Genomic DNA, 13,805 nt, shown 5'->3' on the forward strand with positions numbered 1-13,805 from the left:
GGAAAAGGTATCGTGCTGCTTATCTGACTGAAGTCAGCATGATCTAAAATAGTAATGGAAAATTTGAAAAAAGCATTGCTGGAGCAGTTTGACTTGGTTTTCTCTGATGAGACCTTGTTGGAAACGGCTTTTACCCATACGAGCTATGCCAATGAGCACCGCCTCTTAAAAATTTCACACAATGAGCGCTTGGAATTTTTAGGAGACGCTGTTCTGCAACTGATTATTTCGGAGTATCTTTATACCAAGTATCCTAAGAGACCAGAGGGCGACCTATCCAAGCTGCGCTCCATGATTGTTCGGGAGGAGAGCTTGGCAGGCTTTGCTCGTGATTGTCAGTTTGATCAGTTTATCAAGCTGGGACGCGGTGAGGAGAAGTCTGGCGGCCGGAATCGTGATACGATTTTAGGTGATTTGTTCGAGGCCTTTTTAGGCGCTTTGCTCTTGGATAAGGGTGTGGAAGCAGTCAAAAGCTTTCTCTATCAAGTCATGATTCCCAAGGTGGAAGCGGGAGATTTTGAGCGGGTGACGGACTATAAGACTAAGCTGCAGGAGTTGCTGCAGATTAATGGCGATGTGGAAATTGCCTATCAGGTCGTCTCTGAAACAGGGCCGGCTCATGCCAAAAATTTCGAGGTGGCCGTTCTCATCAATGGTCGTAAGTCCGGTCAAGGCCAGGGGCGTTCTAAAAAGCTGGCCGAGCAGGAAGCTGCTAAAAACGCATTTGAAAAGGAAAGTTCTTCATGTTTTTAAAGGAAATTGAAATTCAGGGCTTCAAGTCATTTGCTGACAAGACTAAAGTTGTCTTTGATCAGGGAGTGACAGCGGTTGTTGGGCCAAATGGTTCCGGCAAGTCCAATATTACGGAGAGCCTGCGCTGGGCCTTGGGAGAGTCCAGTGTGAAAAGTCTGCGGGGCGGCAAGATGCCCGATGTGATTTTTGCGGGAACAGAAACCCGCAAGCCACTAAATTACGCATCAGTGGTAGTGGTTCTGGATAACAGTGACCAATTTATCAAGGATGCTGCCAATGAGATTCGGGTGGAGCGTCACATTTACCGCAGCGGTGACAGTGAGTATAAGATTGACGGTAAAAAAGTCCGTCTGCGCGATGTCCATGATCTCTTCATGGATACTGGGCTGGGACGAGATTCCTTCTCCATCATTTCCCAAGGGAAAGTTGAAGAAATCTTTAACAGCAAGCCCGAGGAACGCCGGGCAATCTTTGAAGAGGCGGCTGGAGTGCTTAAGTATAAGACACGTCGCAAAGAAACGGAAAGCAAGCTTAGTCAAACTCAGGATAATCTGGACCGTCTGGAAGACATAATCTACGAGCTGGAGAGCCAGGTCAAGCCCTTGGAGAAGCAGGCTGAAACTGCTAAGCGCTTCTTGAGTCTGGATGGCCAGCGCCGAGAGCTTTACTTGGATGTTTTGGTCGCTCAGCTGACAGCTAACAAGGAAAGGCTGACCAAGGCTGAAGAAGATTTAACGAATATCCAGCAGGAGCTAGCAGCCTACTACAGCAAGCGCGATGAGCTGGAAGTTGAAAATCAAACCTTGAAGGCCAAGCGCCATGAGCTCAATCAAACTTTGTCTGATGATCAGGCTAGTTTGCTGGAATTGACCCGCTTAATCAGTGATTTGGAGCGCCAGATTGACCTTTCTAAGTTGGAGTCCAGCCAGGCAGCGACGAGCCGTCGGGAAAATGAAGAACGTTTGGCCGCTTTGTCAAAAAAACTGGCTCAGATAGAAAGCAACATAGAAGACAAGCAAGCAGAATTGAGCCAAATAGCTGCCAAACTGAGTGACAATGATCAGTCTATCGCTGCTTTGGAAGCAGAATTAGCAGACTTCTCAGATGATCCAGACCAGCTGATTGAACATCTGCGTGAGCAGTATGTCAAGCTCATGCAGGAAGAGGCAAATCTTTCTAATGACTTGACTTCTCTGGAGAGCCAGCTGGCTAGCGAGCTTAAATTAGCTGAGAGCAAGAAAGCTGACTATGCTAAGCTGCAGGCTGATTTGGAGGCTAGTCAGACTCAGGAGCAGGCTGGTTTGGAGGAGTTGGAAATTGCTCGCCAAGCCCTCAAGAATCTACTAGCAGACTACCAGAGTCAGATCCAGTTAGTAGAGAAACTAGAGGCAGACTATAAGCATCAGCAGACTAAGATGTTTGAGCTTTTGGACGACCTCAAAAACAAGCAGGCGCGTTCAAATAGCTTGGAAGCCATTCTCAAAAATCACAGTAATTTCTATGCTGGAGTCAAGAGTGTGCTGCAGGAGGCTGACCGCCTAGGAGGTATTGTAGGAGCAGTTAGCGAAAAGCTTAGCTTCGACCCCCACTATCAGACAGCACTGGAAATTGCGTTGGGAGCTAGCAGTCAGAATATCATCGTGGAAGATGAGGCGGCTGCGACTCGGGCTATCGAATTTCTGAAGAAAAATCGAGCTGGCCGGGCAACCTTCCTGCCTTTAACAACTATCAAGCCGCGTCAGCTGCCTGACCATCATCGCACTACGATTGAAAAGAGTGCCGGTTTTCTGGGACTGGCCTCTTCTTTGGTCAGCTATGAGTCATCGTTAGACAGCATTTTTCAAAATCTGCTGGGAACGACTGCTATTTTTGATACGGTAGAAAATGCTCGAGCGGCGGCTCGCCAAGTGCGCTATCAGGTTCGGATGGTGACTTTGGATGGAACAGAGCTTCGGACTGGTGGTTCCTATGCCGGTGGTGCCAACCGCAATAACAATACTATCTTTATCAAGCCAGAGCTAGATGCTTTGCTAGAGGAGATTAAGCAGAAAAATGTCAGCCTGAAAGAGCAGGAAGAAGCAGTGCAAATTCTGCAAAACCAACTAAGTCAGGCTAAGCAGGTATTGGAACAAATCAAGACAGACGGTGAGCAGGCTCGCTTGGCTGAGCAAAAGGCTAATCTAGCCTATGAACAGTTGGCCAAGCGTGTAGAAGAACTCACAAGTCTGAAAAATCTACAGGAACAGGAGTTAGCTGGTCAATCTGCTTTGGATATTTCAGAAGAGAAAGATCGACTGCAGACCCGCTTGACCGAGATTGAGCAAGAAAAAACGGACATCACTGCAGAAATAGAGCAGGTTAAGTCGAACAAAGATGCAGTTCAGGCTCGCTTTGACAAGCTTTCCTCTCGTCTGGCTGAACTCAAGCTCCAGCGGACAGAATTGACCTCCAACCAACGCTTTGAAAAGAATGACTTGGAGCGACTGTCCGAGGAAAAAGCCAATCTTGAAAAAGAGCAGGCAACCTTGGAGCTTTTGATGGAGCAAAAGGAACAGTCCAGCCTGCAGAAGGTGGATATTACGATTCTGGAAGTGCAATTAGAGACCGCCAAGCAAGAAAAGATTGAGCTGGATCAAAGACTGATTCGTCTGAAATTTGAACTTGAAGATTTAGAAGGTCAGTCTGACGATATTGCCAGTCGTTTGGAGCAAGCCCGCCATCAAAATGAAGAATTGATTCGCCGGCAGGCTAAAGCAGAGGCAGAAAAGGATAAGCTCATGGATGTCATGCGCCGTCTGGCAAGCAATCTGACAGATGACTATCAAATGAGCTTTGATGAAGCAAGCAGTCAGGCTCGTCCGTTAGAAAGTCTGCCAGCTGCTGAAAGCCAGGTGAAGGATCTGGAAAAAGCCATTCGAGCTTTAGGTCCAGTCAATCTGGAAGCAGTCGAGCAGTTTGAAGAAGTCAGCAACCGTTTGAACTTCCTCAACGAGCAGCGAGACGATGTCCTATCAGCCAAAAATCTGCTCTTAGAGACGATTGAAGAGATGAATGACGAAGTCAAGGAACGCTTTAAATCAACCTTTGAAGCCATTCGTGAAAGCTTCAAGGTGACTTTCCGCCAGATGTTTGGTGGTGGTTCGGCAGACCTAATATTGACTGAGGGTGACTTGCTGACGGCTGGTGTAGAAATCTCCGTGCAGCCACCTGGCAAGAAAATCCAGTCGCTTAATCTGATGAGCGGTGGCGAGAAGGCCTTGTCAGCTTTGGCTCTGCTCTTCTCTATCATCCGCGTTAAGACCATTCCTTTTGTTATCTTGGACGAGGTCGAAGCAGCGCTGGACGAGGCCAATGTTAAACGCTTTGGGGATTACCTCAATCGCTTTGACAAGGACAGCCAGTTCATCGTGGTCACTCACCGTAAGGGAACCATGTCAGCTGCAGACTCTATTTACGGAGTTACCATGCAGGAGTCTGGTGTTTCCAAGATTGTCTCGGTCAAGTTAAAAGATTTAGAAAGTATGTAAAATGAGTATAAAATTAGTAGCAACGGATATGGACGGTACCTTTTTGGACAGTAAAGGTCAGTTTGATATGGACCGTCTCAAGCAAGTTTTGGCTCGCTTCAAAGAAAAAGATATGTACTTTGCCGTAGCCAGCGGACGGGGCCTCTTGTCGCTGGAAAAGCTGTTTGAGGAAGTGCGCAATGAGATTATCTTTATTGCTGAAAACGGCAGTTTAGTTGAGTTTCACGGCGAGGATCTCTATGAAGCAACCATGCCACGAGACTTTTATCTCAAGGTTTTTGACAAGCTGCAGGAATCTCCCTATGTCAATGTCAACGAGCTGCTTTTGACGGGCAAACGCGCCTGCTATGTCTTGGAGACTGTGGATCCGACCTATCTTTCCTTCAGTGCTCATTATAATGAAAACATTCAAAAAGTGGCTAGCTTGGCTGATATCGACGATGAAATTTTCAAGTTTACGACCAATTTTGCTGAGGACCAAGTCGCAGCTGGTGAAGCTTGGGTCAATGAGAATATCAACGGTGTCAAGGCTATGACGACGGGCTACAAGTCCATTGACATCGTTCTGGACCATGTGGATAAGGGGGTTGCCATTGTCGAGCTGGCCAAGAAGCTAGACATAGATCTTTCTCAGGTTATGGTTTTTGGTGATAATCTCAACGATTTGCACATGATGCAGGTGGCTGGCTATCCGATCGCGACTGAAAATGCTCGCCCTGAGATTTTAGAAGTGGCCAAGGAAGTCATCGGTCACCATGATGCTCAGTCGGTTATCACTTACATGGAGGGATTATAATGGCAGATATAAAACTGATTGCTCTGGACTTGGATGGAACTCTTTTAAATTCAGACAAGAAGATTTCTGACCGCAATTTAGCAGCTCTAAAAGCAGCTCAGGATAAGGGAGTTAAGGTAGTTCTGACTACTGGTCGTCCCCTCAAGGCCATGGACTTTTTCCTGCATGAGCTGGGAACAGACGGTCGAGAGGATGAGTACACCATTACTTTTAATGGTGGTCTTGTTCAGCGCAACACTGGAGAAATCCTCGATAAAACGGTCTTTTCTTATGATGATGTAGCGCGGATTTACGAGGAGACAGACAAGCTCCATATCCCGCTTGATGCTATCTGCGAAGGACTTGTCTATCAGATTCAATCCGATCAAGACTCGCTTTATGCCCAGTTCAATCCAGCTTTGATTTTTGAGCCCATTGATTTCAGTGATTTGTCCAGCCAGCAGACCTATAATAAATGTGTCACTGCTTATGCTCAAGAAGCACTGGATGCGGCCATTGAGCAAATTTCACCAGAATTATTTGAGCGCTATGAGATTTTCAAATCTAGAGAAATGCTTCTGGAGTGGTCACCAAAAAATGTCCATAAAGCCAACGGTCTGGAGAAACTGATTGCCCATTTAGGCATTGAGAGAAGTCAGGTCATGGCCTGTGGTGATGAAGCCAACGATCTGTCTATGATTGAGTGGGCTGGTCTGGGAGTAGCCATGCAGAATGCAGTAGCCATCGTCAAAGAAGCAGCCAATGTGGTGACACCTATGACCAATGATGAGGATGCAGTGGCTTGGGTTATTGAAGAATATGTACTAAAGGAGGATTAGCCGATGGGATTATTTGATCGCCTTTTCGGCCGAAAAAAACAAGAACCGCCGATTGAAGAAGTTGTCAAGGAAGCATTGGAAAACATTGGCGAGCTTGAAGAAGAAACAGCGCCTGTTCCAGAAGCAAGAGAAAATCTTGAAGCGGAAGCTGTTCAGTCCTATCAGGGCGAGCAGCAACTTGATGACCAAATTTCGGATACAAAAGATAGTTTGGCTGATGTTGAAGAGCAGTTAGTAACAGAAGAGCTTGCATCTCAAGCTAACCAAGAAGAAAGCAAGGAGCCAGAGCATGAAAGAGAAATTATTGCAGAAAATCAAGAAGTGGCTCAAGGAGCAATTCAGACTGAAGAAACTCTAGGAGAGCACCAGCCTGAAAGCAGTGACGAAACGGTAGAAGAACTTGTCGAACAAACAGACCTGTCAGATGAAGCATCATCTTATACTGAGCATGAAGCAGTTTCTTATGACGAGGTGGAAACTGATTCAAATAATGAGTTCGAGCTAGAAACAGAAGCTGGGCCACTAACAGAATCAGAACAGGTCAAGCAAGCAGTCGATTTTGCTGAAGAATCAGAAGCTACAGAAGAGTCTGCTGAACTTCCTCAAGAGGAATCCACTCAGGAAAAATATGACCGCAGCCTAAAGAAGACTCGGACAGGATTTGGAGCACGGCTCAATGCTTTCTTTGCTAATTTCCGCTCAGTAGATGAAGAGTTCTTCGAAGACTTGGAAGAGCTGCTCATCACTAGTGATGTAGGGGTTCAAGTGGCTTCCAGTCTGACTGAGGAATTACGCTATGAAGCCCGTCTGGAAAATGCTAAAAAACCAGCTGCTCTGCGCCAGCTGATTATTGAAAAATTGGTGGACATTTATGAGAAAGATGGCCGCTTTAATGAAAAAATCAATTTCCAAAATGGGCTTACTGTCATGCTCTTTGTTGGGGTCAACGGAGTCGGTAAAACGACCTCTATCGGTAAACTAGCCTATAAGTACAAACAACAAGGCAAGAAAGTCATGTTGGTAGCAGCAGATACATTCCGAGCTGGAGCAGTGGCTCAGCTGGCTGAATGGGGTCGGCGCGTTGACGTTCCAGTAGTAACAGGGCCTGAAAAGAGCGACCCTGCCAGCGTGGTTTATGACGGGATGGAGCGTGCTCAGGCAGAGCAGGTTGATGTTCTTATGATTGACACGGCTGGTCGCCTGCAAAATAAGGACAATCTCATGGCGGAGCTGGAGAAAATTGGCCGCATTATTAAGCGGGTAGATCCAGAAGCACCACATGAAACTTTCCTAGCTCTCGATGCTTCAACTGGTCAGAATGCTCTGGTTCAGGCCAAGGAATTTTCTAAAATTACTCCAGTCACAGGAATTGTACTGACAAAGATTGATGGAACAGCTCGAGGTGGGGTTGTGTTAGCTATTCGTCAGGAATTGGATATTCCAGTGAAGCTGATTGGTTTTGGAGAAAAGATTGATGATATCGGTGAGTTTAACTCAGAGAACTTTATGAAAGGCCTGCTTGAAGGCTTGGTATAAAACAAAAAACCAGTACGAGTACTGGTTTTTTTATGAACAATTTTTAAATTTTATTTGTTTGGAGACCACTGCCAGTCAGCTCCAAATTCTCTAAGGAGTTCAAAGGCGGCATCCGGTCCCATAGATCCAACAGGATACTCATGGAGAGGCACTTCATTGCTATGCCAGAGCTCTTCAATCTGATCAATCAGCTCCCAGCTAGAGCGGACTTCATCCCAGTGACTGAAGTTAGTTGAGTCATTGTTAAGGACGTCAAAAATTAATTTTTCGTAAGGATCAGGGGAAGCACCGCTGGCTGTTGCGTCTGTTCGATAGTCCAGAGAGAGAGGAGCTAAGCTGAAGCGCTCGCCAACCTCTTTGCCATTCATGCTGAGAGAGAAGCCCTCAGTTGGCTGGATATGAATGGTCAGAACATTGGGTGCTAATTCCTCACCAAAGATAGACTCCATCTGCTTAAAGACGATATTGACAAGAGTGCCTTTTTCAGTGAGGCGTTTACCAGTTCGGAAGAAAAATGGAACATCACGGAAACGTTCACTATTTACGAAGAAAGCTCCTGAAGCAAAGGTTTCAGTCATGGAGTCAGGATTGACATTAGGTTCGCTCCGGTAGGAGATGTATTTCTTGCCTTTGACTGTGCCAGACTTATACTGACCGCGGATAAAGAAGCGTTTTAGGTCTTCTTTATTCGGCTCTACCAAGCGTTCAAAAACTTTGACTTTCTCTGCCCGAATGTCCTCTTTGCTGAAGCTTTTCGGCTTGTCCATAGCTAAGAGTGACAGGAGCTGTAAGGTATGATTCTGCACCATATCGCGCAGAGCACCGGACTGGTCATAGTAACCGCCGCGTTCTTCGACGCCTAGCTTTTCTGCAAAGGTAATCTGGACATTGTCAATGTAGTCACGATTCCAGATATTTTCAAAGAGAAGATTAGCAAAGCGGATAGCGAAGATGCTCTGAATCATTTCCTTGCCTAGATAATGGTCAATACGGAAAATCTGCTCTTCATTAAAGGCAGCCAAGAGTTCTTCGTTAAGTTGGCTGGCAGTTGCCAAGTCTGTTCCGAAAGGTTTTTCGACAATCAGGCGTTCAAATCCTTTGCCATCTACGATGTTTTCAGACTTGAGGTGTTTGGCAATGGTTCCGAAAAATTGCGGAGCCATGGACAGGAAGAAGAGCTTATTGTGCTCGGCTTGGTACTGCTCATTGAGTCGGTTTTGAAGCTTGCGCAGCTCAATGTAGTGCTCGGTATCCTGCACATCATGACTTTGATAGTAGAAGTGACTGGCAAACTCTTGGGCTTGCTCTGGACTGTCAGCTAAATCAGCGATTGCTTCGACAACTACAGACTCAAAATACTCCTTGCTCCAAGGCCGGCGGGCGGTTCCGATAACTGCAAAATGCTTGGAAAGATTGCCAGACTTATAGAGCCTGAAGAGGGATGGATAGAGTTTTCTTTTGGCCAAGTCACCGCTGGCTCCGAAAATTGTTACAATAACTTTTGAAGACATCCTGATACCTATTTTCTAAATGATGTCTCTATTTTATCACAATTTTTCTAAAGATTGTATTCAGAAATTCGGTTTCTGAAAAGGGGGATAAATAGAAAGAAATTGACCGCTGCTTGAAACATATTCAAATACAAAAAATGAGGCTTAGACACGATTGTGCCAGCCTCGTTTTCTTTATTCAAATACCCGATAAACGTAAGGATTGTCCGGTTTTTCTACCTTATCAAAACTTTCGACTTCTAGAGTTGGCAGGCTTTGCCCCAGACTTTTATGGTAATGCATGGTAATTTTTCCCTTGGCATGAATCCAGGTATTATTCTCGAAATGCTGGGTATTTCCAGTCGTCAAGAGGCCATAGACACCTGAGTCGGCGATACAATGGATAATACCGAAGCGAAAGAGAAATTGGCTCTTCTGATCGCTGGGGTCATTGTAGACAAACCCGGTGAACTCCAGCGTCTTGCCTACAAACTCGTCGGGATAATCATAGATGACTTCCATGATTTCCATGTAGTTCTCAGTTGTGACCTGAATGGTATCTTGCTTGACATATTTCTTAGCGGCTGCCCGCATTTCTTTTTCGTAAGCCCCCTTGGTAAAGTAGGTGCTGGTGTCCGGCTTCAGGTATTGGCTGGTTGTGCCTTCGTCCTGCTGAATAGCAGTTGAAGTTCCCTCAGCCAGCGGGAAATGAAATCCTTTAGCCGAAACTGTTGTCGAATCCAAGGTTACAGTTGGAAAGAAAATTCCTACAAAAAGCGGAATGACGAGGAGCAGCACGCTGCCTAACTTGGCCCAGCGAGTGCTTAAATGACTATGAACCTCCATCTTTTTCATCCAGATGATAAGCTGCACGACTGCCAAGACAAAGGACAGAATCATAGACAAGTATGCCAGATAGGAATAGTGGAGATTGATATATTGATTAAGCTTGCCCGTCAGCTGCAGATACATGGTAATCTCAAAGTAGCCGACTAAGATTAGAAATCGAATCATAGCACTACCCCCACAAGCCAAGAGTAAAGAAAGACGACGACGGTAACCAGGCTGATAAATTGCCAGATAAAGCGTGTCTTAAAGTAGTTTTTCATCATCAGCAGATTCTTGACATCTAGCATAGGCCCAATGACCAAGAAAGCTAAGACTGGCGATAGGCCGAAGCTAGCAATCAAGGAGCTACCGATGAAAGCATCAGCTTCGCTGCAAAGTGAGAGCAGGAAGGACAGTAGCATGAGGAGAAGAATTGCAACAGCTGGTGTCGAGCTGATAGAGGTCAGGATTCTGGTTGGCACATAGACTTGGACCAGGCTGGCGAAGAGACAGCCAAAGACCAGATAGCGGCCTGTATCGAAAAATTCGTCAATGGCCTGCACAAATACCTGAAATAGCTTTTTTCCTTTGCTGAGATGTGAAAAGTCATGCTCATGAACAGCCTTGCGATTTTCTTTTTGAATATTGCTGTCTGCAAAGAAGCCCAGGAAAATCCCTAAAAGAATAGCCACGACCATAGAACCTAAAGCACGAAGCAGAGCCATTCGGAAGGAATTACCAAAGGCTGAGTAGGTCGCAAAAAGCACGATGGGGTTGATGACTGGCGCCGTTACCAGAAAAGGCACAGCTGTGTAACTGGGAACTTTCTTTTCCAGAAACCGATTTATAATAGGGACGATTCCGCACTCGCAAGAAGGAAAGACAAAACCAACCAAGCTTCCAAAGAAAATCCGAGCCCATTTGTTCTTGGGTAGGAAACGATAAACTTTGTCTGGCGTGACATACACCTCGATAAAGCCAGAAATAATACTTCCGATTAAGACAAAAGGCAGGGCTTCAATGATAATGGAGAGAAAGATGGCACCGGCTTGCAGGACACTGGCCGGCAGCTGAGAGAAGAAGCTCATTCTTTCTTATCCTTCTCGTTTTTAGATTTTTTCTTGTCTTCCTCAGGGAACTCTACCTTTTCCATCTTGGGCAGGGTCGCAAACTCCTCGAACATTTTGTCCAAATCGTCTGATCTAGTAAATTTAACAGCCATAGAGGCACCTCATTTCTAAGATAATAATTCTATTATACTACCAATTATCAAAAAATGAAATTTTGAAACATAGGAGACTCTTTGTCGCTGATTTACCCTAAATTTTTTTGTACAAATAGTACTAAATAGTTCTAAAACTGCCTATCTTTCAAAGCACTTGTGATATAATAGGATTGTTATGGAAAATATAAATATTGAAAAAATTGCCCAGAAATTGGGCCTTAAAGAAAGCCAAGTATCACAGGTCCTAGATTTGACCGCTGAAGGGAATACGATTCCTTTTATTGCTCGTTACCGTAAGGAAATGACAGGAAATCTGGATGAGGTCGAGATTAAGGCAATCATTGACCTAGATAAGAGCATGACAGCTTTGGCAGAACGTAAATCGACGGTCTTAGCTAAGATTGAGGAGCAGGGCAAACTAACGGATGCGCTGCGCTCTGAGATTGAGGCTGCTGAAAAGCTGGCTGATGTGGAAGAACTTTATCTGCCCTACAAGGAGAAGCGCCGTACCAAGGCTACTATTGCTCGTGAAGCAGGTCTCTTTCCTTTGGCCCGCTTCATCCTACAGGATGCGGCTAACTTGCAGGAAGAGGCAGAGAAACTTACTAGTGAAGCCTTTCCAACAGCAGAAGCTGCTCTAGCTGGAGCAGTGGATATTCTGACTGAAGCAATTTCCGAAGATACTAAGCTGCGGGCTTGGACCTACCATGAGATGCAGACCAATTCTTCTATCGTATCCAGTCTCAAAGACGGTGATTTGGATGAAAAGCAGGTCTTCCAGATTTATTATGATTTTTCTGAAAAAGTAGCGACTATGCAAGGATACAGGACTCTGGCTCTTAATCGTGGTGAGAAGCTAGGTATTCTCAAGGTTGGTTTTGAGCACAATCTCGAGAAGATCCTGCGCTTCTTTGAAGTACGTTTCAAGGTGAAAAATGCCTATATTATCGAAGCTGTCCAGCAAGCAGTCAAAAAGAAAATCATTCCAGCCATGGAGCGCCGTATTCGGACCGAGCTGACTGAAGCTGCTGAGGATGGTGCAATTCAGCTCTTCTCAGAAAATCTCCGTCATCTCCTTCTGATTGCTCCTCTCAAAGGCCGCGTAGTACTGGGCTTTGATCCAGCCTTTCGGACAGGAGCCAAGCTGGCTGTTGTTGATGCGACAGGAAAAATGCTGACGACCCATGTTATTTATCCAGTAGCGCCAGCAAAGCCAGCTCAGATTGAAGCTTCTAAGAAAGAGTTATCGGAGCTGATTGAGCAGTTTGGCGTGGAAATCATTGCCATCGGAAACGGAACTGCCAGCCGAGAAAGTGAAGCTTTTGTAGCAGAAGTTTTGAAATCCCATCCAACTGTCAGCTATGTTATCGTTAATGAGAGCGGAGCATCTGTCTACTCAGCAAGTGAACTGGCCCGTCATGAGTTCCCTGATTTGACGGTTGAAAAGCGTTCAGCTATTTCCATTGCCCGCCGATTGCAGGATCCTTTGGCTGAACTGGTTAAGATTGATCCTAAGTCCATCGGAGTTGGTCAGTACCAGCATGATGTCAGTCAGAAAAAACTGTCTGAAAGTCTGGACTTTGTCGTTGATACCGTGGTTAACCAAGTCGGAGTTAATATCAACACAGCCAGTCCTGCCCTGCTGGCTCATGTAGCTGGTCTTAATAAAACTATCTCAGAAAATATTGTCAAGTACCGGGAAACTGAAGGCTTGATTCGGTCTCGCGAGGCTATCAAGAAAGTGCCGCGTCTAGGCGCAAAGGCTTTTGAACAGGCAGCCGGCTTCCTGCGTATTCCAGAAAGTGATAACTTGCTAGACAATACAGGCGTTCACCCAGAGTCTTATAAGGCGGTGGAGGAGCTATTTAAGCGTCTTGAAATTAGCAGTTTGGATGAAGCAGCCCAAGCCAAATTAAAAGCAGTTCAGACTGCTAGTTTGGCTGCAGAGCTAGGCTTGGGAGAAGAAACCCTCAAAGATATTATTGCTGATTTGCTTAAGCCTGGTCGGGATTTGCGAGATTCCTTTGACGCGCCAGTTTTGCGGCAGGATGTCTTGGATATCAAGGACTTGCGCATCGGTCAAAAGCTAGAAGGGGTCGTCCGAAATGTCGTCGATTTCGGAGCCTTTGTGGATATCGGTATCCACGAAGACGGTCTTATCCATATCTCCAAGCTGAGCACAGACTATATTAAGCATCCTAGTCAAGTCCTGTCTGTTGGTGACTTGGTCACTGTCTGGGTGGATAAATTGGATGTGGAGCGGGAGAAGGTCAACCTCTCTCTGATAGCACCAAATGAATCTAACTGAGTACGTCAAACAGGTTTCTCTTGAAGATTTTGGCTGGGAATTCCGCCACCAAGCTTATTGGAATAAGCGTCTCCGTACTACAGGGGGACGCTTCTTTCCTAAAGATGGTCATCTGGATTTCAACCCAAAAATCTATGAAACTTTTGGGCTGGAGACTTTTCGAAAAATTGTCCGCCATGAGTTAGCTCACTATCACCTCTATTATCAAGGTAAAGGTTATCGCCATAGGGATAGAGATTTTAAAGACCTGCTCAAGCGAGTTGACGGTTTGCGTTATGCTCCATCCTTGTCCGACTCGCAAACCTTTCTCATCTATGAATGCCTGAGATGCGGAGCACTTATCCGTCGCATACGTAGAGTCAATCTTCAAAAATACCGTTGCGGACGCTGTATGGGCAAGCTCTTTTTGTCAGAGAAAGCTTGATAAATCAGCAAGAGAGTTCTTCAATGAACTCTCTTTTTTCAAAAGAATGAATTTTCTAAGGTATAATCAGCCTTTGGCCCGATTGTTTTCTCATGAAATA

At 45.5% G+C, this 13,805-nt stretch carries 11 protein-coding genes; 7 read left to right on the forward strand and 4 right to left on the reverse strand.

Annotated elements, in window-relative coordinates; translation table 11 throughout:
- Positions 1–54: 54 nt before the first annotated feature.
- The 5 genes from rnc to ftsY are packed head-to-tail and all read left to right on the forward strand — an operon-like array spanning position 55 to position 7,430.
- Complete coding sequence (gene rnc / locus FKX92_RS01320; protein ID WP_002903151.1) at positions 55–753, forward strand: ribonuclease III; 699 nt, start codon at positions 55–57, stop codon at positions 751–753.
- Positions 744–4,280 carry a chromosome segregation protein SMC gene (smc, locus tag FKX92_RS01325; RefSeq protein WP_149565288.1) on the forward strand — a complete coding sequence of 1,179 codons (3,537 nt, stop codon included), beginning with the start codon at positions 744–746 and terminating at the stop codon, positions 4,278–4,280. Before rnc ends, smc begins: the two co-directional genes overlap by 10 nt.
- A gap of 1 nt (position 4,281) precedes the next feature.
- Positions 4,282–5,076: a Cof-type HAD-IIB family hydrolase gene (locus FKX92_RS01330; protein ID WP_149565289.1), complete on the forward strand. Its 795-nt coding sequence runs from the start codon at positions 4,282–4,284 to the stop codon at positions 5,074–5,076.
- A complete protein-coding gene (locus FKX92_RS01335; protein ID WP_149565290.1) occupies positions 5,076–5,894 on the forward strand; it encodes a Cof-type HAD-IIB family hydrolase in 819 nt (272 codons plus the stop codon). Before FKX92_RS01330 ends, FKX92_RS01335 begins: the two co-directional genes overlap by 1 nt.
- Before the next feature lie 3 nt (positions 5,895–5,897).
- On the forward strand, positions 5,898–7,430 hold the full coding sequence (gene ftsY / locus FKX92_RS01340) for a signal recognition particle-docking protein FtsY (protein WP_149565291.1): 1,533 nt from the start codon (positions 5,898–5,900) through the stop codon (positions 7,428–7,430).
- A 50-nt stretch (positions 7,431–7,480) separates the two neighbouring features.
- Here ftsY and zwf read toward each other — a convergent pair whose 3' ends face one another.
- From zwf to FKX92_RS01360, 4 genes are all read right to left on the reverse strand, one after another.
- Positions 7,481–8,941 (reverse strand): glucose-6-phosphate dehydrogenase, encoded by a 1,461-nt coding sequence (gene zwf, locus FKX92_RS01345; RefSeq protein WP_149565292.1) that lies wholly within the window; start codon positions 8,939–8,941, stop codon positions 7,481–7,483.
- A gap of 174 nt (positions 8,942–9,115) precedes the next feature.
- Positions 9,116–9,934 carry a TIGR03943 family putative permease subunit gene (locus FKX92_RS01350; protein ID WP_002914763.1) on the reverse strand — a complete coding sequence of 273 codons (819 nt, stop codon included), beginning with the start codon at positions 9,932–9,934 and terminating at the stop codon, positions 9,116–9,118.
- The gene (locus FKX92_RS01355) at positions 9,931–10,836 is read right to left on the reverse strand and encodes a permease (protein ID WP_149565293.1); all 906 of its coding nucleotides are present in this window, start codon (positions 10,834–10,836) and stop codon (positions 9,931–9,933) included. The genes FKX92_RS01350 and FKX92_RS01355 overlap by 4 nt, the downstream gene beginning before the upstream one ends.
- The gene (locus tag FKX92_RS01360) at positions 10,833–10,970 is read right to left on the reverse strand and encodes an SPJ_0845 family protein (RefSeq protein WP_002897213.1); all 138 of its coding nucleotides are present in this window, start codon (positions 10,968–10,970) and stop codon (positions 10,833–10,835) included. The genes FKX92_RS01355 and FKX92_RS01360 overlap by 4 nt, the downstream gene beginning before the upstream one ends.
- A 178-nt stretch (positions 10,971–11,148) precedes the next feature.
- On the opposite strand from FKX92_RS01360, the gene FKX92_RS01365 reads away from it, so the two are divergent.
- Both FKX92_RS01365 and FKX92_RS01370 read left to right on the forward strand, forming a co-directional pair.
- Entirely contained in the window at positions 11,149–13,281 is a 2,133-nt protein-coding gene (locus tag FKX92_RS01365) for a Tex family protein (RefSeq protein ID WP_149565294.1), read from the forward strand.
- Entirely contained in the window at positions 13,268–13,705 is a 438-nt protein-coding gene (locus tag FKX92_RS01370) for a SprT family protein (protein ID WP_149565295.1), read from the forward strand. The genes FKX92_RS01365 and FKX92_RS01370 overlap by 14 nt, the downstream gene beginning before the upstream one ends.
- Positions 13,706–13,805 lie beyond the last annotated feature (100 nt).

The sequence above is a fragment of the Streptococcus sanguinis genome (genome assembly GCF_008329445.1).
GTDB lineage: Bacteria > Bacillota > Bacilli > Lactobacillales > Streptococcaceae > Streptococcus > Streptococcus sanguinis_O.

What these genes read in the sequence shown, in the direction of transcription:
- rnc (WP_002903151.1), top strand. Translation starts at nt 55, where the DNA reads ATGGAAAATTTGAAAAAAGCATTGCTGGAGCAGTTTGACTTGGTTTTC.
- smc (WP_149565288.1), top strand. Translation starts at nt 744, where the DNA reads ATGTTTTTAAAGGAAATTGAAATTCAGGGCTTCAAGTCATTTGCTGAC.
- FKX92_RS01330 (WP_149565289.1), top strand. Translation starts at nt 4,282, where the DNA reads ATGAGTATAAAATTAGTAGCAACGGATATGGACGGTACCTTTTTGGAC.
- FKX92_RS01335 (WP_149565290.1), top strand. Translation starts at nt 5,076, where the DNA reads ATGGCAGATATAAAACTGATTGCTCTGGACTTGGATGGAACTCTTTTA.
- ftsY (WP_149565291.1), top strand. Translation starts at nt 5,898, where the DNA reads ATGGGATTATTTGATCGCCTTTTCGGCCGAAAAAAACAAGAACCGCCG.
- zwf (WP_149565292.1), bottom strand. Translation starts at nt 8,941, where the DNA reads ATGTCTTCAAAAGTTATTGTAACAATTTTCGGAGCCAGCGGTGACTTG.
- FKX92_RS01350 (WP_002914763.1), bottom strand. Translation starts at nt 9,934, where the DNA reads ATGATTCGATTTCTAATCTTAGTCGGCTACTTTGAGATTACCATGTAT.
- FKX92_RS01355 (WP_149565293.1), bottom strand. Translation starts at nt 10,836, where the DNA reads ATGAGCTTCTTCTCTCAGCTGCCGGCCAGTGTCCTGCAAGCCGGTGCC.
- FKX92_RS01360 (WP_002897213.1), bottom strand. Translation starts at nt 10,970, where the DNA reads ATGGCTGTTAAATTTACTAGATCAGACGATTTGGACAAAATGTTCGAG.
- FKX92_RS01365 (WP_149565294.1), top strand. Translation starts at nt 11,149, where the DNA reads ATGGAAAATATAAATATTGAAAAAATTGCCCAGAAATTGGGCCTTAAA.
- FKX92_RS01370 (WP_149565295.1), top strand. Translation starts at nt 13,268, where the DNA reads ATGAATCTAACTGAGTACGTCAAACAGGTTTCTCTTGAAGATTTTGGC.